We start from the raw sequence: 15,830 nt of genomic DNA, 5'->3' as shown, positions 1-15,830 counted from the left end.
CTTTCTTTGGTGATTGTTTATGGCCGTGTTTTAGCCTTTACTCGCTGTCTTTTACCTTGTTTTACCCGTTTTTTTAAACGCTGTTAGTCTCAGTGCTTTTGTGACCCCATCGATTATTTTGTATAATAATGTAACAATATAATCCGTGAGAATCCGCGGCAAGCCTCTGATTGTCTCTAGACGATTTGCCAAACGAAGTGCTACACTAGCTCTCGGTTTAGCGCTGCCTTTGTGCAGCAAACAAGTCGATATCTAAAAAGATAATCATCTATTACAATCATGAATGATCTAATCATCAATTAGGGAGTATTCAATGTCAATGAAACAGCCTTTACGTGTTGCCGTCACTGGTGCCGCTGGTAATATCAGCTACGCGATGCTATTTCGTATTGCATCTGGCGAGATGCTAGGTAAAGATCAGCCAGTTATTTTGCAATTGCTTGAAATCACACCAGCGCTTGACGCCCTAAAGGGTGTGGTCATGGAACTAGAAGACTGCGCATTCCCATTGTTGGCAGGTATCGTTCAAACTGATGATGCAAATGTGGCATTCAAAGATGCTGACTACGCGTTACTCGTCGGTGCTCGTCCACGTGGCCCAGGTATGGAGCGTAAGGACTTACTAGAAGCCAACGCTGCGATTTTCTCAGCACAAGGCAAAGCATTGAACGAAGTGGCTAGCCGTGATGTAAAAGTATTGGTCGTCGGCAACCCTGCCAACACCAACGCGCTAATCGCTCAGCGTAACGCACCAGACCTAGATCCACGTAACTTCACCGCCATGACTCGCCTAGATCATAACCGTGCGATGGCACAGCTGGCCGAAAAAACTGACAGCACTGTCAATGACATCAAAAACATGACCATCTGGGGCAACCACTCATCGACCCAGTATCCAGACCTAACGGCTGCGACTGTCAATGGCAAACCAGCGCTAGAGTTGGTTGATCGTGATTGGTACGAAAACACGTACATCCCAGAAGTACAGCAGCGCGGCGCGGCCATCATTAAAGCTCGCGGCGCCTCATCTGCAGCTTCTGCTGCCAACGCTGCTATCGCCCATATGCGCACGTGGGCACTCGGTACTGACGAGAACGATTGGGTCTCTATGGGTGTTTACTCAAATGGGGAATATGGTATCGCTGAAGGCCTTATCTACTCATTCCCATGCACATGCGCTAACGGCGACTGGTCTATCGTAGACGGCGTTGATGTGTCATCAGAATTCTCAAAAGAGAAAATGGCCGCCACTGAGCAAGAGCTGAGCGAAGAGCGTGATGCGGTAGCACACCTACTACCATAAGCCATGACTTTGCGAAAAGTATGGTAGACAGCCATAAAAAAAGCCCTCATTGTGAACTGAGGGCTTTTTTGTGCGTTGACATTTATTGAAACCCTCATCAATACAATTGATAACGTTAGATAAACGTGGATTAACAGCGAACAAAAAAAAGCTTGCTACAATAAATAGGTTCGTTGCAATAATAAGTACAATTAAACCCGCACCACTTAAGGAGAGACAGTATGCTAGGTGAACCTGAATATAATATGAATGAGCTATTTGCCCAGTTAGGACTCGATAGCTCTGATGAGGCGATTAATCAGTTTATCGAAAAAAACAAATTGGCCAAAGATGAAAAGCTGGTAGATTCTGATATCTGGACGGACAATCAGCGTATGTTTTTGCAAGAAGAATGGCAAAAAGACGCCGCTTGGGTAGAGACGATTGATGAGTTAAATGTCCGTATGCATCCAGATGCCTAAAAGCTGATATAAAAAACCTAATATATAAGTATTAGAAAAGCATAAAGATACCCCATAAGTTGTGTCCAACTTATGGGGTTCAGTTCAGATACTGGCAATGGTTTTTTATGTCTAAAAATCTTAGCTTCACACCTATCACATCTGAATATACTGCTCAATCAGGCTGCTGCGCGCGCCAAGCAATCAGCTCTTTGACATCATTATGGATACCTGTTTTTAGGGCGTCTAAGCTCTCATAATGGCGCTCGCCATGCAAATAATGCAAAAAGCGCACTTGTAGCGTCAGGCCATATAAGTCAGCTTGTAGGTTGGGGAAATGTACTTCTAAGCGCCAGTCGTGGGCTTTGTCGACAGAGGGGCGGATGCCGATGCTGGCCGTGCCAAACAAACTGTGTGGACGCAAACCTGTTATGCCCATATGGTCATCATTAGCCAGTTTTGTTAAACCATCTGCGACTATCTCGCCTTTGTCATCCAAGCTGACCACATCAACGGCAAAGATGCCATGCAGCGCAGGCTTTAAGCGCTTAAGCTCGATATTGGCGGTGGGAAAGTCCAGAGTACGGCCGATTTTATCCCCACCGATGACCTCGCCTGTCATTGTATAATCACGGCCAAGCAAGGTATTGGCCGACGCAATATCTCCTGCCAATAACAAATCACGCACACGGGTTGAGCTGATACGTGCCGCTTTGCCGCCATCATCGACGACGGTATGCAGATTGGTCACGTCTAAGCCATAGCTGCGCAAAAACGCACTGTCGCCCGTCCGGTCATGACCAAATTTAAAATCATCTCCTAGCACCAAGGCTTTGACGTTTAGGCGCAGTGCCAGTAAATCCGCGAATGCCTGCGCCGATAGCGAGCGAAACTCATTGTCAAATCCTGCGACAATGAGTGTCTCTACGCCGTACTCTGCAAGTAGTGCCTGCTTTTCTGCTAAGTTGGTGAGGCGAGCAGGGGCGCTTGCTGGCGCAAAAAACTCACGTGGCTGCGGCTCAAATATCATGACGGCAGCATCAAGCCCACGCGTATCGGCGATATCGCGTACTTGGGCAAGCATCGCTTGATGGCCTAAATGCACACCATCAAAGTTACCGATAGTGAGCACACAAGGCGCTAGCGCTACTGGGTGAGTATGGGCAGGCAGGGCGCTTGGTATGGCAATCAGTTGCTCAAGAAAATAGGTGTTCATAAATGTCAGCTATGATAAATAAGACCAAATAAAGAAGGAGAAACACGCCCAGATAAAACATTGAGGTGTCTAAAACCAGCCATTATAAAGTAAAATAGCCATACTAACATCTTATGGTCTATGGATAATACCAGTATCAAACGAACCAGTATCAAACGATTTGTGCCAGTGATGGCTGCATCGCAAAAAACGCGTTTGCTGATCTGCGCTATCGCAGCTTTGCTGTCTGTTGATGATGGTCTAGATGGTGAGTATTATTCCATCCAAATACCCCGTGTCGCTTTTTAGCTATGGACATTCTATGACTGCTACTTCTTTACCTGCTTTGGCCCCGTCTTACCGTCTCAATGATGTATGGTCAGTACAGCATGCTAGAGCAGAGGACTTGCCCGAGGTTGTGGCGATTTACAATCAAAGTATCGCTGGCAAACAAGCCACAGCGCAGCTGACACCCGTGACCTGTGAAGAGCGTGCCGCGTGGTTTGCCGAGCACATAAACAGTCCGACGCGGCCTATTTATGTCGTTAGAGCTAGGGCGCAATCGATGGAGCAAGCGAGCGAGGATACAGCTCAAACAGTGCAAGCGGTGCAAACCAATCAAAAAACAGCACCAATCGTGGCGTGGGGCAGCTTTAGCGACTTATATGCGCGTATGGCTTATCATATCAGCACAGAGATGAGTATCTATCTGCATCAAGACTATCAAGCAAAGGGTTTAGGTAGTTTGCTGACACGCTGGATGCTGACGCAAGCACCAAGTCTTGGTATTCATAATGTCGTCGCGCTAATCTTTGCGCACAATCAGCCAAGCTTAGGACTGTTTGGTAAGCTTGGCTTTGAGCAGTGGGGCTATATGCCAAAGGTATGTGATATGGACGGATTTATCGCGGATGTTGTGATGCTTGGCAAAGCCGTGACATCAGAGGGCACTTCAAACAAATAAGCGAAAACTTAGCCCAAAATTTTCCACTGACCATCTATCTTTTGCAGCTCATAAGTCAGCGGCGCAGGTTCACTTTGGCCTTTTAGCATCAGCTCGCCTGTGATGGTGGCACGCATTTTATCATCGTTGTACTTGGTGTCAGTAATAGTGACGCCATCGACTGTTTGTTGAAACGCTGACTGCGTGTTGGCCAGCTCTTCTTCAAAGTTTGCCATATCCACTTCATAATATGAGGCGGATTTTTTGGCATCACCATAATATAAGCTATCTAGCGCTTTTTTTACTGTATCTTCTGGCGTGCCTGCTTGGGTGGGATTGGTCACTAAGCTTTTTTGCTTGGCAGAGGCGGTGACAGGATTAACATTATCACTATCGATAGCGGTTTTATCTTCAGTATTGGCCGCTATCTGCTCATTCTTTACGTCATTGTCGCTATCGACTGTCTCTACCGAAGTCGTTAGGTCATCCTCAGAGGTTTTGGCAACAGCTGCGTTATCTTCAATAGCTGCGGTATCTACATTATCATTATTGCCACAACCACTCACAAGTAAGCCGGTGCTTAGAACGCCAGCAGTGAGTAAGGTCGGTAAGCGTAGTAAGGTGGATTGTTTCGTTGTCATATTGACCCTCAAAATTTATGTATTCGTTAAACGTCAATTATCACAACTATCCGCATCACGCACTATCATTTCTCATATAAGGCTTGTTTTGGTTTGGTAAAGGCATCGTTTAGCCATGTTTGAGCTGGCGCGGACGAAAGCCTGTGGCCAACAAGACCACGCCATAGACCGCTGCGCCCACCGCACACATGACGAGCAGAGCAATGATACGCTGCCACTGCGCCTCATCGGTTGGAAAATAAGGCAGCATGACGCACAGGGCGGCAATCATGGCACTTGTAGCAATCGCAAACTGAGCAAACAGTTTTTTCCAATGACTGCCAAAGCGAAAAATCTCACGCTGATACAAGAAGTAATACAACAAGCCGGCATTGACAAAAGCGGCACCTGTGGTGGCTAAGGCCAATCCGCCATGTAGCGGCATCTCTAAAAAGTAAAAAATACCGATAAAAACCACGCTAAAAATCATATTGGCAAAGACAGAGATAATACCGATTTTTACTGGGGTTTTGGTGTCTTGCCGCGCAAAAAACGCAGGCGCAAAAATCTTAATCAGCATAAAGCCTAAAATACCGCCCGCCATACTACGCAGCGCCAGCGCGCTCATCTGTGAGTCACGCAAAGTAAACTCTCCGCGCAAAAACAGCGCCTGCATGAGCACATCGGCTAAGATAAATAACGCCGCCGACGCTGGCACGCCCACCAAAATAATCAGACGAGCCGCCCAGTCGATGGTCTTTTTAAAGCTGACATCGTCTTTTTGCGCTTCGCTCTTTGATAAGCTGGGCAAAATCACCGTCCCAATCGCCACCCCGATGAGCCCAAGCGGTAGCTCGCTCATGCGCTCGGCTGCATAGAGCCAAGAGACTGAGCCGCCTATCATCAATGAGGCAAAGACGGTATTGAGCAGCAGATTAATCTGGGTGACCGAGACACCAAAGATAGCCGGTAGCATCAGCTTTAGAATACGTCTGACTCCTTCATGTTTGAAGTCAACCTTGGGCGCGACCAGCAGCTTTTGTTGCCAAAGCTGCGGCAGCTGTATCAAAAATTGTAGCAATCCTGCGATAGCCACTGCATAGCCGAGCGCCATGATCGGTGTATCAAACATCGGCGCGAAAATCAGCGCGCCACCAATCATGCATAAGTTTAATAACACGGGGGCGAAGGCTGGTGCGGCAAAGCGGCCATAGCTTTGTAAGATACCGCTGGCAAAGGCGGTCATAGAGATAAACAGCAAATACGGAAAAGTCAGGCGCAGCAGCTCAGCGGTGATGGCAAATTTGTCGGGTTGTTCAGCAAACCCTGGGGCAAACAGTGTCACCACCCACGGCGCAATTAAAATCACCAGAACTGTCAGCATGGACAGCACCAGTAGCAGTGCCCCTGAGGTACGACTGACCAAAATTTGCACCTGCTGTAGGCTATATTTTTCTTTATACTCAGACAGCACAGGGACGAATGCTTGGCTAAAAGCGCCTTCGGCAAACAGACGCCGCAAAAAGTTTGGAATCTTAAAAGCGACCAAAAAGGCATCCATCAGGCCACCTGCGCCAAACACGCCCAATAACACCACATCACGTACCAAGCCTAAAACACGAGACAGCATGGTCATGCTACTGACGACCATCGTAGAGCGAAATAACCGACTTTTTGCCATAAGAACCTGTTTTGCTATGTTGTTTGCAGATAAGGGGTTGCTAATAAGAAGTTGCTGAGTGGTGGGTGTCAAAAAACTGACAAATTATAGCACTTTCGTTATCGAGTTGACTTCCTCCCCTCCCTAAACGGAGGGGATTCCTACTAAAGACGGCCAAGCCCGACCGCGAGAATGTTTTTTGCTCCATTAACATCTCTGTTATGGGTCGTTTTACAAGAACGACAAAACCATACTCTTATACCAAGACCTGATCTACCTTTCGGACTGTCTTGGCGAGAGCCGCAACACGAGCAGATTTGGGTGCTGTACGCTTCATTGACTTCGATATAGTGGCAACCTGCGTTCGCGCATTTATAATCCAGTTGCCGCTTAATCTCAAACCAACCAGCATCATAGACGGATTTGGCCAGTTTGCTTGAAGTGAATGATGTTGATTTAATCTTACCAACAACGATTAAGCTGTTGGCCTTAACAAGCTTTGATGTGAATTTATGGATCAAATCTTGACGGGTGTTTTTAATCTTGGCGTGAATGGCCTTGACCCGCTTTTTATTCTTGGCTCTTTGAGCAATGGCCAGTTTTTCAGCATATTGATGCGTGACTTTGATTTGTAGCTGATCACCATCGCTACTGACTGCTGAATCCTGACAGCCTAGATCAATACCGACTTGGCCCGTGCCACATTTAATCTTTGGAAAATCTTTGACGGTGATACAGGCGTACCAGTGACCACGATTGTCTTGTACCAACTCACAGGTGTTGATGCTGTACAGGGCTAAATTGTAGCTATCCCATACATCAATGATCAGCTTTTGACGGTTAGCTAAGCTAAATTGTAGGGTGCTTTTTAGAGACTTTTTACCGCTTTGGCGCGTACTGATATGCTTAATCGCGGTCTTTTTAAAGGGAATCCAGCCCAAGCTTCTTCTCTTGGCCTTTGGGTTGTTGGTACGCCAGTTGAGTTTAGCTTTTTTAAACTGTTTTCGGCTTTTGGCATGGGTTTCAGAGATGGCTTGTAGGGTTTGGCTGTGCAAGTTTAAATACTCGCCACTACCTTTGGTATAAGTAGCCAAGTCATAGGCTGAAAAGAATTTGCCTGTGCGCTTAAGATGTTTAAAACTTAGCTCATTAACGTAATTCCAGACAAAGTTAACCGCCCCAGCTAAGATATTGAGCTGAGCGGCGTGTTTGTCTTTGATGCGTAGCTTGAGCGTTTTCATGGAATAATTATGATCTTAATGCAGTTGGTTATCAAGGCATGTTCAATCTTAGGTGACAACAGATGACGCCTGATATCCACGCCCTAGAAGGATGTGGTTTTACGGCGTTAGATGATAAATGGAGTGACTGTGGGAATGCTACCAGCCAGCCAGCCAGCAGCAGCTATCCTGCCATTTGGTGAGCAATAAGCTCACGCAACCGCGCCCATTCAAAAAACTCGCCTGGATCGGTCTTGCGTCCAGGGGCGATGTCGCTGTGTCCAGTGAGGTGACGGCGGGTGTTGGGGTAGGCGTTATATATAGCTGCGACGACGGCTGCAAGCGTGTGGTATTGCGCGGCGGTAAAGGACACAAAATCAGACCCTTCAAGCTCGATGCCGATGCTATAATCATTACACTCAGGTCGCCCAAGGTAGTTGGATCTGCCAGCATGCCACGCACGCTCATTGAAGTTGACAAACTGCGTAATTGTGCCATCACGTTCTATGAACAGGTGCGCTGACACTTCAGCACCTTTGATCGTCTGAAAATACGGATGGGCGTCCCAGTCCAACTGATTGGTAAATAGTGCTTTGACATAATGCACACCATCAGAGCCGCATGCGCCAAACTCGTTGGGCGGTAGGCTGATATTGTGAATGACAATGGTATCAATGGTGGTGTGCTCAGGTCGCTTATTAAAATTGGGTGATGCAAGCCAAGTGGCGGCCGATAGTAGGCCATCATCGATAGTCATGGATGATGGGATGGTTGAGCTGGGCATAATGTTCTCTTTATATTGTCGTTTTCGTTATAAATAGGTTGAGCGCAGATGTCAGATGTATGGCATCGATGATGGTGGTTAGCATATTTAGTTGTTATTTAGATTTATATTCATTCATATGATAACGGGCGAGAGTTTCCTCATGTCTATAAAGCCGAGTTTTTCTATAAATTGTACCTCAAGCGCTACTCGCCTGCGAGCGTGCTGCGTGCGTGCACGTTTGCCTTTTGCAGTGGCAGCGCTGCTACTCTCAGCGCAAGTGCAGGCTGTGTTGCCGACGCCTGCGTCCTTGGTGATGACAGGCGAGCTGGCGGCTGCGCCAACCACCACGGCTGATATTAGCCAGAGCCCAATGCCGCAGACTGATGGCACCTTGCCTAGTCAAAATAGCGAATCCGAGCAATTATTAGCCACATGGCGTCAGCAGGTGCAAGCGCACAGTCTGGCTGAGCATACCACTTGGCGGCGATTGTTGTACTTTTTGGATGATAAAAAATCACTCTTTAATAAAGACGCGTCCAAAAGCCTTATCGATAGTCCTGCGTTTTTTCTCAGCACTGACGGCCAGCACGACGCTGGCGCTGAGCTGGATGCGCTGCTAGTGGCCTTGGCCGAGCAGATGGTCGCACCGCCTGAGTCCAAACCCAGCAGCGATGCACAGTCCGCTATTTGCCGGTTTCCTGCGCGCACACACTGGCTCACTCAGAGGCTAGGCATTGATGGCTCAAGCTTGCAAGCGGACTGCCCTGAGCTGACAGAGTGGATGGCGATGCTAAACCCCGAGCAGCTATCCATTATGTTTGCTGAGGAGTACTTGGACAATCCAATCTCCGCGTTCGCCCATGCCCTGCTACGTATCGACTCACCAATCAGCGCTGCTGACCCCAGTCAGATTCACCATGCTTATGCCCTCAATGACACCGTCGATGGCGACCCTGACGATGCGTTCGCTGTTTATGCCATTAAAGCCACCAGCGGCGGTTATAATAATAGAATTGAGATCGACCCTTATCCCGAAAAGCTGGCCAAATATCTCAAAGACGATGAGCGTGACGCGTGGACGTATCAGTTGGATTTGACACCCGCAGAGGTGCAGCAAATCATCCTGCATGTGTGGGAAACTAAGGATTTAGAGATTCCTTATTATTTTACCACGGATAACTGCGCCTCTGAGATTCTGCGTCTGATCGATGTGGTGCGCCCCGAGCAGGATTTGCTCAGCCAGCTGCCTTATGTGGTCATCCCCTCCGATGTGGTCAAGCTGCTTGATGAGGAGTCTTTATTAGCAGATGCCCGCTATACCCCATCTGACAGTACCGTGCGTCAAGCCGAGCTAAATAATGCCAAGGCGGCCGCACTGGGCTATCAAGACCTCACCAATGATGACGCGAGTAATATTCAATCAGCCGCGCGCAATGTGGCATCGAGTATCTCAGCTGGCGATAAAAAGACCATCATAGATCATGGCATTATTGCCTCGGACAACAACCCAGTCGATAGACATCCATTACAAGTGGCTCAGATTGGCGCAGGTCAGCGCGGTGATAATGGCTACCTTGATGTGGGGTTGCGTTTGGGATTCCATGATACCTTGGATCGCGCTTCAGGATTTCCGCAGTTTTTTAATCTAGAGGCACTGGCTGCGACCGTGCGTTTTTATGAGACAGACAATAGTAAAGACCATGAGTCAGATCGTGTGGTGTTAGAGAATTTTACAATACTACGAGGTCGCTCTTTTAATCCTGTCAATACCGCCAAGCAAGGAAAAACCTGGGGCGTCAGTGTCGAGGCGACCCGCGTAAATGATGGCTCGCAACCATCAGGGCGTGATCACTTGGTCGGTAGCGTCGGCTATGAGACGGGCTGGTCGTGGGCGCTCGGCAGCCCAAAAGCTGGCAGCGGTGAGATGCCGCCGCAGCTATGCTACGCCCTATTGTCAGGAAAGGGGCAAGCAGGCCGCGGCATCCATAAAGGCTTTCGTATCGGTGCTGGGGTCAATACAGGCTGTGACTATCAGATTAACAATCAGTTACGCGCGCAGGCCCAATTACAATTGCCATATTGGTATCATGGCAGCAGTGACGACCCAGACGCTCGCAGTCATTATTGGCAGCCAATCTCAAGCGTCGGCCTACAGTACGATATCGATAAAAATCAAGCAGTGCGCATCAATGCCAGCTATGAGTGGCAGGAGCGTATCGATGCCAATGACGATATACAGCTGTCATACCGACGCTATTTTTAAGGATATAAAATGAGTATGCACCTACTGATTATCGGACAAGGCGACATCGGACTGCCCGTGGCCAATAAACTGGCGCAGGACGGTTTGTCAGTCACCGGTCTTGCTCGCCGCACCCGCGAGCACTATGATTTAAATGATCAAGCAAGCTTTATGCAAGCAGATGCCTTGCGCTTGCGCGCTGATGAGCTACAAGACTTTACCCATTTGGCGATTATCGTCACGCCCGATGACTACTCAGCCAGCGGTTATCAAAACAGCTATTTGGCGATTGCTCAGCATGTAGCCGCGCTGGCCGAGCAACTACCACATCTGACGCGCGTTGTGTTTATTTCGTCAACGGGCGTTTATGGGCAGGATGGTGGCGAGTGGATAGACGAAGAGACGGTGCCGACCCTGCCTGAGCGCGAAGCCTCGCAAATTATCTTGCAAGCAGAAAAGGTACTGCAACAAGGCTTTGGTGATCGCGCCATTGTTATTCGCCCTAGTGGTATCTATGGGCGCGAGCGTCTGATGCGCCTGCGTCAAGCCCGCGATCCGCAAAAAAAGCCCGTCGCCGCTGCCCACTGGAGCAATCGTATTATGGATAGCGATTTGGTCAATATCATCGTCAATGTCTTGACCATTGCTGCGCCAAAGCCGCTTTATATTGCGACGGATTATGCGCCAGTCACCACCTTGGAGCTTGGTGTTTGGCTCAGTGCGCAAGTGGGAGAAGCACCGCCCGCGATAGCGGACGAAAAAACCGCTGTCACGGGCAAGCGTCTGCACAGCAATATACCATTAGCGTGGCTTGACTATCCTGACTGGCAAGTAGGTTACCGTGAGATTTTGCGCCATCAAGCGTAAAATAGCCATCTATCGTCAACCCTATCGTTCAGTTATTTTAAAACCGATACAGCACAGCTGGTACTTATTTCGCGCTTATCGTTTTTTATCATTGATGGAGATTTCATGACCCAGCCTTCTACTTCTGAGAGCCGCTTATCTACTGCAAAGCACGCAGCAAGCGACATGCTGGCAGAAGGCAATGCTGAGCGCTCCTCTACGTTGCCTGATAGTCAGCAGCCTGCCATCGTGCACCCTAATTTTGATCCAAGCCAAGCGCCGCTCGATCCTGCACGGCCGCTGAGTGATATTCCAGAGCCGGCGCGACGGCTAAACGGTCAGCTGCGCCGGCTTTACGGCAACTCTAAACGGTTCTATCAGCCTTGTACAAGTAGTTTATCGAAATGGGCGCTGATTGCCTCTGAGACGTTGGCTGAGCATTTGGCGCTATTACAGGCAGCAAAGCTTGTCGAGTTGCCTGACAGCTTTTATCAAAACCACAGCGAACAGCCGCTACTATCGCCGCTCGGTGACATGATATTGTTGGATATGGCCGATATCCATCAGGCCATGCGCGCGTATCCAGCGCTCCATCGTTATGGTTTTGCGCCTACTGATCGCTCGGTAAAAACTCACCAAACAAGCGCAGGCTCGTCTGAGAAGACCAAAGCCTCTACCGCCTCCCTGTACGCCCTTATCAAACGCTATAATCCTGACGAGTTGCTAAGCGATGCCTATGCTGATGACTGGCAGGTGATCTTGCAGCCGCAGCAGTTTGAAACGGGTGAAGGCAGCTTGGCCACTGACATCATGGCGTGCAGCGCGGCGGTTCATGCGCTAAAGCAGTGCCAGACGCGTAAAAGCATCAATCACCGCTATAGTGCGGCGCAAGTGTGCCAGTACGTACGCAGCTATTTGCTCAGTCAGGTGATCTGTGAGCCTGCGCAGCGCCATGTTTATCGGCAAATTCGAGTGTTTGCAGGGCATATCGTGGTCGCCGCCTACTATTTGGGCTGGGACATACAAGTCAGCCATGACGGTCACTGTTACTTTAACCTCTCATCGCGTAATGGCTTATTGATGCGTTATCCCAATATGCAGGATTATGCCATCAACGGTTGGTCAAGCTGATCAATAATGCGTACAATAACGCCACTTTTTTGCCTTTTTTTTGCCAATAGGAATATCTCATGCTAAATGCCGCAACTGCTGACGCTCAAACCGCCTCTTTTTCTTCTCATCAATTTATTCAGCTGGCGCTTGATAACCAAGTGCTTAAGTTTGGCGAGTTTGTCCTAAAGTCTGGTCGTATCAGCCCCTATTTTTTTAATGCAGGCTTGCTGGCGACAGGTGAGATGTTGTCTCTGCTGGCACGCGGCTATGCAGATGCTTTGGCGGCACAAATGACCAAAAGTGACGAGGCGGACATGCAAGAGCTGGTCATCTTTGGTGCGGCTTATAAAGGCATTCCCTTTGTTGCTGCCACCGCGCAAGCGTTGTGGCAGCATCACGGTATCAACGCCAAATGGGGCTATAACCGCAAAGAAGCCAAAACACATGGCGAGGGCGGTAACTTGGTGGGTGCAGATGTCAGCGGTAAGGCGGTCTGGGTGCTCGATGATGTGATTACGGCTGGCACAGCGATGCGTGAAGTGGTCGAGATACTCGAGCAAGCGGGCGCCAGCGTGGCAGGTATTATCGTGGCGCTTGATCGAAAAGAAAAAGGCCAAGGTGAGCGCTCTGCTATCCAAGAGCTGGCCGCGACGCTAAACGTACCAGTACGAGCATTGGTCGATATCGACGATCTGATCAGCTATTTGGCAGCGGCAAACGGCCAGTACAAAGATGCCACCCAACTTGCAAAAATGCAGCATTACCGCGCCCAGTACGGTGTATAGTTGGTCATTATCGTTATAGTGGCTGCTGCTCTGTGATTGCTAGTGTACATATCGGCTATATAGCAGTTATATATCAGCACGCCGAAATCATCTAATATAAATGAGTCTTATTATGAGCCAAGAAAATCAAAAAAAATCCTTACACATACTGGTCATCATGGACCCTATCGAGCAGGTCAATTATAAAAAGGACACCAGCTTGGCGATGATGTGGGCGGCTCAAGACCGTGGTCATACGCTTGGCTATTGTCAGATTCATGATCTGTGGCTGGATCGCGGTCAGTTGATGGCCGATACCCAGCCTGTGACCGTCAAACGTGATCCGGCAGATTTTTATAGCTTGGGCGACAAGGCCACAGGCGCGATCAGTGATTATGATGTGGTTTTGATGCGTAAAGATCCACCGTTTGACATGCGCTTCATTTATGCCACTTATATGCTAGATCATGCCAAGGCAGCAGGCGTGTTGGTGGTCAATGACCCACAAGCGATTCGCGACTGTAATGAAAAGCTGTTTGCCACTTGGTTTAGCGACTATATGAGTCCGACGATTGTGACCAGCAAACAGGCACATATTCGCCAGTTTATCGCCGAGCAACAAGACGTCATCGTCAAACCCTTAGACGGCATGGGCGGCACCGGTATTTTTCGCCTGACCGCTGACAGCCCAAATATCGGGGTGACGTTAGAGATTTTGACCGAGCTTGAGACCTTGCCGATCATGGCGCAGCGCTACTTACCTGAGATCGCCGAGGGCGATAAGCGTGTGCTTATCGTCGATGGAGTGGTGGTCGATTATAGCTTGGCACGTATTCCAGTCAAAGGCGAAACGCGTGGCAATCTTGCGGCCGGTGGTAGTGGGGTGGCGATGCCGCTCACCGATATAGAGCGTCAAGTGGCAGAGGTCGTCGCGCCCATCGTCAAAGAAAAAGGTCTTATGTTTGTCGGGCTTGATTTGATCGGCGGCCGTATCACAGAGATTAACGTTACCAGTCCGACTTGTGTACGCGAGATTGATGACCAGTGTGGCACCGATATTGCTACAGATTTGATTATTGCAATCGAGCACAAGCGTGCTCATTAGGGCGTATCCTCATTTTAAAAATGAGATAAATTGCCGCCAAACAAGGAAAATAGCGCAGATAATATCGAGATATTAGCCAGCTATTTGACGATGGTTGGCAAAATTTGGCCATTTTTAGCCCACTTAGATGGCTATCGATTGAATTGAGGACACGCCCTAAACAAAGCAGTAACGATAGTGTAATTTATTACTAAAGTATGTGCACAATGAGAAAAAAACCTTGTGCTAAGATGGGGCCGAAAAATGCGCCTCTAAGCACATGCCAATAACGCCCAAGCCGTGATTTTTCATGGCTTGGATTTTTGTTATGAACTGTGCATAAAGTACTATATATCAGCCCATAATTTACACTATACTATGCCAGCTTTCGGCGGCTCGTTTTGGACGGTGGGCCATGACCACGATAGGACAATAAGTGCTTCATATAAATACAAAAAAGATAGGCAGGGGTTCATGAAAACACCGCATATACTAATGATGGCTGCTGGGACAGGCGGTCACGTGTTTCCGGCACTGGCCGTTAGTGAAGAGCTGAGCAAACGCGGCGCGGTGATTCACTGGCTGGGCACGCCCGCTGGTATGGAAAACCGTTTGGTCGAGCCGACAGGCTACCGCTTTCATGCAATCGATATGCAGGGTCTGCGTGGCAAGGGCGTTGGCCGTCTCTTAAAGCTGCCGGTGACCCTGCTCTCGGCGACGATGGCGGCTATCAAAGTGATTCGTAGCAATCAGATCGATATGGTGGTGGGTTTTGGAGGCTATGTCACTGCGCCTGGCGGTATTGCAGCGCGTTTGACCAAAACTCCACTAATCATTCATGAGCAAAACGCCATCGCTGGTATGAGCAATCGCTATTTGTCCAAGATAGCGACCAAGGTGCTACAAGCGTTTGAAGATACGTTTGCCAATAGCCAGCAGGATGCTAAGCTTGAGACTGTGGGCAACCCTGTGCGCAACGCCATTACGGGCGTCACGAAGCCTACTGAGCGTTATGATATCCACGACAGCACACCCCTAAAGCTGTTAGTAGTAGGCGGATCGCTGGGTGCACAGGCGCTCAACACCAATGTGCCCAAGGCTTTGGCGCTATTAGATCAGCCGTTTGATGTGCGTCATCAATGCGGCCGTAATAATGAACAAACGACGCAAGCGGCCTACGATCATGAGGATTTGAGCCAGCACACGTTTGTGGTACAGCCTTTTATCGATGACATGGCTGCCGCCTACAATTGGGCAGATGTCATTGTATGCCGTGCCGGCGCTTTGACGGTCACTGAGATTCAAAACGTCGGTATTGCGGCGATTTTTGTGCCATTGCCACACGCGGTGGATGACCATCAAACCGCCAATGCCCGCACGTTAACTGACCACGGTGCTGCGATTTTATTGCCGCAGTCTGAGCTGACCGCGCAGCGCTTGAGCCAAGAGCTGGCGGCACTGGATCGCGCGACGTGTTTGGAGATGGCTAAAAAAGGCCACGCGCTTGCCAATCGCCATGCCAGCAAGCAGGTTGCTGATATCATTTGGCAAACGTTATAGTTTCTATCGTTGTCAGTGACAGGCGTTGAGGCTGATTGTCTTAGTCAGTTATTTTGATTCACCCTATTTTATTT

General features: G+C 48.9%; 14 protein-coding genes. 9 read left to right on the top strand and 5 right to left on the bottom strand.

The window, feature by feature from the left end:
• Positions 1 to 313 precede the first annotated feature (313 nt).
• Both C6W44_RS02440 and C6W44_RS02435 read left to right on the top strand, forming a co-directional pair.
• Complete coding sequence (locus C6W44_RS02440; RefSeq protein ID WP_172953122.1) at positions 314 to 1,303, top strand: malate dehydrogenase; 990 nt, start codon at positions 314 to 316, stop codon at positions 1,301 to 1,303.
• A gap of 221 nt (positions 1,304 to 1,524) precedes the next feature.
• Positions 1,525 to 1,764 carry a DUF2789 domain-containing protein gene (locus C6W44_RS02435; protein ID WP_105244085.1) on the top strand — a complete coding sequence of 80 codons (240 nt, stop codon included), beginning with the start codon at positions 1,525 to 1,527 and terminating at the stop codon, positions 1,762 to 1,764.
• Between the two features lie 154 nt (positions 1,765 to 1,918).
• Here the strand turns inward: C6W44_RS02435 and ribF are convergent, their stop codons facing one another.
• Complete coding sequence (gene ribF / locus C6W44_RS02430) at positions 1,919 to 2,959, bottom strand: riboflavin biosynthesis protein RibF (RefSeq protein ID WP_105244084.1); 1,041 nt, start codon at positions 2,957 to 2,959, stop codon at positions 1,919 to 1,921.
• Between the two features lie 301 nt (positions 2,960 to 3,260).
• On the opposite strand from ribF, the gene C6W44_RS02425 reads away from it, so the two are divergent.
• Entirely contained in the window at positions 3,261 to 3,902 is a 642-nt protein-coding gene (locus C6W44_RS02425; protein WP_105244083.1) for a GNAT family N-acetyltransferase, read from the top strand.
• An 8-nt stretch (positions 3,903 to 3,910) separates the two neighbouring features.
• Here the strand turns inward: C6W44_RS02425 and C6W44_RS02420 are convergent, their stop codons facing one another.
• The 4 genes from C6W44_RS02420 to ampD form a co-directional block, all read right to left on the bottom strand.
• Positions 3,911 to 4,522, bottom strand: coding sequence for a hypothetical protein (locus C6W44_RS02420; protein WP_105244082.1), 612 nt, complete (start codon positions 4,520 to 4,522; stop codon positions 3,911 to 3,913).
• Positions 4,523 to 4,631: 109 nt separating this feature from the next.
• Positions 4,632 to 6,182, bottom strand: a complete 1,551-nt coding sequence (murJ, locus tag C6W44_RS02415) for a murein biosynthesis integral membrane protein MurJ (protein ID WP_105244081.1) — start codon at positions 6,180 to 6,182, stop codon at positions 4,632 to 4,634.
• Positions 6,183 to 6,325: 143 nt separating this feature from the next.
• A complete protein-coding gene (locus C6W44_RS02410; RefSeq protein ID WP_105244080.1) occupies positions 6,326 to 7,402 on the bottom strand; it encodes an RNA-guided endonuclease InsQ/TnpB family protein in 1,077 nt (358 codons plus the stop codon).
• A gap of 163 nt (positions 7,403 to 7,565) precedes the next feature.
• Positions 7,566 to 8,165: a 1,6-anhydro-N-acetylmuramyl-L-alanine amidase AmpD gene (gene ampD / locus C6W44_RS02405; RefSeq protein WP_105244079.1), complete on the bottom strand. Its 600-nt coding sequence runs from the start codon at positions 8,163 to 8,165 to the stop codon at positions 7,566 to 7,568.
• A gap of 142 nt (positions 8,166 to 8,307) precedes the next feature.
• Here ampD and C6W44_RS02400 point away from each other — a divergent pair, with 142 nt between their 5' ends.
• The 6 genes from C6W44_RS02400 to murG all read left to right on the top strand — a co-directional run bounded on the left by C6W44_RS02400 (position 8,308) and on the right by murG (position 15,756).
• On the top strand, positions 8,308 to 10,410 hold the full coding sequence (locus C6W44_RS02400) for a DUF4105 domain-containing protein (protein WP_227526331.1): 2,103 nt from the start codon (positions 8,308 to 8,310) through the stop codon (positions 10,408 to 10,410).
• Positions 10,411 to 10,419: 9 nt separating this feature from the next.
• Positions 10,420 to 11,256, top strand: a complete 837-nt coding sequence (locus tag C6W44_RS02395; protein WP_105244077.1) for an SDR family oxidoreductase — start codon at positions 10,420 to 10,422, stop codon at positions 11,254 to 11,256.
• A 105-nt stretch (positions 11,257 to 11,361) separates the two neighbouring features.
• Positions 11,362 to 12,366 carry a hypothetical protein gene (locus C6W44_RS02390; protein WP_105244076.1) on the top strand — a complete coding sequence of 335 codons (1,005 nt, stop codon included), beginning with the start codon at positions 11,362 to 11,364 and terminating at the stop codon, positions 12,364 to 12,366.
• 59 nt (positions 12,367 to 12,425) lie between these two features.
• The gene (pyrE, locus tag C6W44_RS02385) at positions 12,426 to 13,133 is read left to right on the top strand and encodes an orotate phosphoribosyltransferase (protein WP_105244075.1); all 708 of its coding nucleotides are present in this window, start codon (positions 12,426 to 12,428) and stop codon (positions 13,131 to 13,133) included.
• A gap of 112 nt (positions 13,134 to 13,245) precedes the next feature.
• A complete protein-coding gene (gshB, locus tag C6W44_RS02380) occupies positions 13,246 to 14,217 on the top strand; it encodes a glutathione synthase (protein ID WP_105244074.1) in 972 nt (323 codons plus the stop codon).
• 453 nt (positions 14,218 to 14,670) lie between these two features.
• Positions 14,671 to 15,756, top strand: coding sequence for an undecaprenyldiphospho-muramoylpentapeptide beta-N-acetylglucosaminyltransferase (gene murG / locus C6W44_RS02375; RefSeq protein WP_105244073.1), 1,086 nt, complete (start codon positions 14,671 to 14,673; stop codon positions 15,754 to 15,756).
• Positions 15,757 to 15,830 lie beyond the last annotated feature (74 nt).

It is taken from the genome of Psychrobacter sp. Marseille-P5312 (assembly GCF_900291405.1).
Taxonomy (GTDB): Bacteria; Pseudomonadota; Gammaproteobacteria; order Pseudomonadales; family Moraxellaceae; genus Psychrobacter; species Psychrobacter celer.
Note: the sequence above shows the minus strand (reverse complement) of the source record. Positions and strands in the feature narration are given on the sequence as shown.

Bases quoted from the DNA above. Each gene is read 5' to 3' on its own strand.
- C6W44_RS02440 (WP_172953122.1), top strand. From the start codon at position 314: ATGTCAATGAAACAGCCTTTACGTGTTGCCGTCACTGGTGCCGCTGGT.
- C6W44_RS02435 (WP_105244085.1), top strand. From the start codon at position 1,525: ATGCTAGGTGAACCTGAATATAATATGAATGAGCTATTTGCCCAGTTA.
- ribF (WP_105244084.1), bottom strand. From the start codon at position 2,959: ATGAACACCTATTTTCTTGAGCAACTGATTGCCATACCAAGCGCCCTG.
- C6W44_RS02425 (WP_105244083.1), top strand. From the start codon at position 3,261: ATGACTGCTACTTCTTTACCTGCTTTGGCCCCGTCTTACCGTCTCAAT.
- C6W44_RS02420 (WP_105244082.1), bottom strand. From the start codon at position 4,522: ATGACAACGAAACAATCCACCTTACTACGCTTACCGACCTTACTCACT.
- murJ (WP_105244081.1), bottom strand. From the start codon at position 6,182: ATGGCAAAAAGTCGGTTATTTCGCTCTACGATGGTCGTCAGTAGCATG.
- C6W44_RS02410 (WP_105244080.1), bottom strand. From the start codon at position 7,402: ATGAAAACGCTCAAGCTACGCATCAAAGACAAACACGCCGCTCAGCTC.
- ampD (WP_105244079.1), bottom strand. From the start codon at position 8,165: ATGCCCAGCTCAACCATCCCATCATCCATGACTATCGATGATGGCCTA.
- C6W44_RS02400 (WP_227526331.1), top strand. From the start codon at position 8,308: ATGTCTATAAAGCCGAGTTTTTCTATAAATTGTACCTCAAGCGCTACT.
- C6W44_RS02395 (WP_105244077.1), top strand. From the start codon at position 10,420: ATGAGTATGCACCTACTGATTATCGGACAAGGCGACATCGGACTGCCC.
- C6W44_RS02390 (WP_105244076.1), top strand. From the start codon at position 11,362: ATGACCCAGCCTTCTACTTCTGAGAGCCGCTTATCTACTGCAAAGCAC.
- pyrE (WP_105244075.1), top strand. From the start codon at position 12,426: ATGCTAAATGCCGCAACTGCTGACGCTCAAACCGCCTCTTTTTCTTCT.
- gshB (WP_105244074.1), top strand. From the start codon at position 13,246: ATGAGCCAAGAAAATCAAAAAAAATCCTTACACATACTGGTCATCATG.
- murG (WP_105244073.1), top strand. From the start codon at position 14,671: ATGAAAACACCGCATATACTAATGATGGCTGCTGGGACAGGCGGTCAC.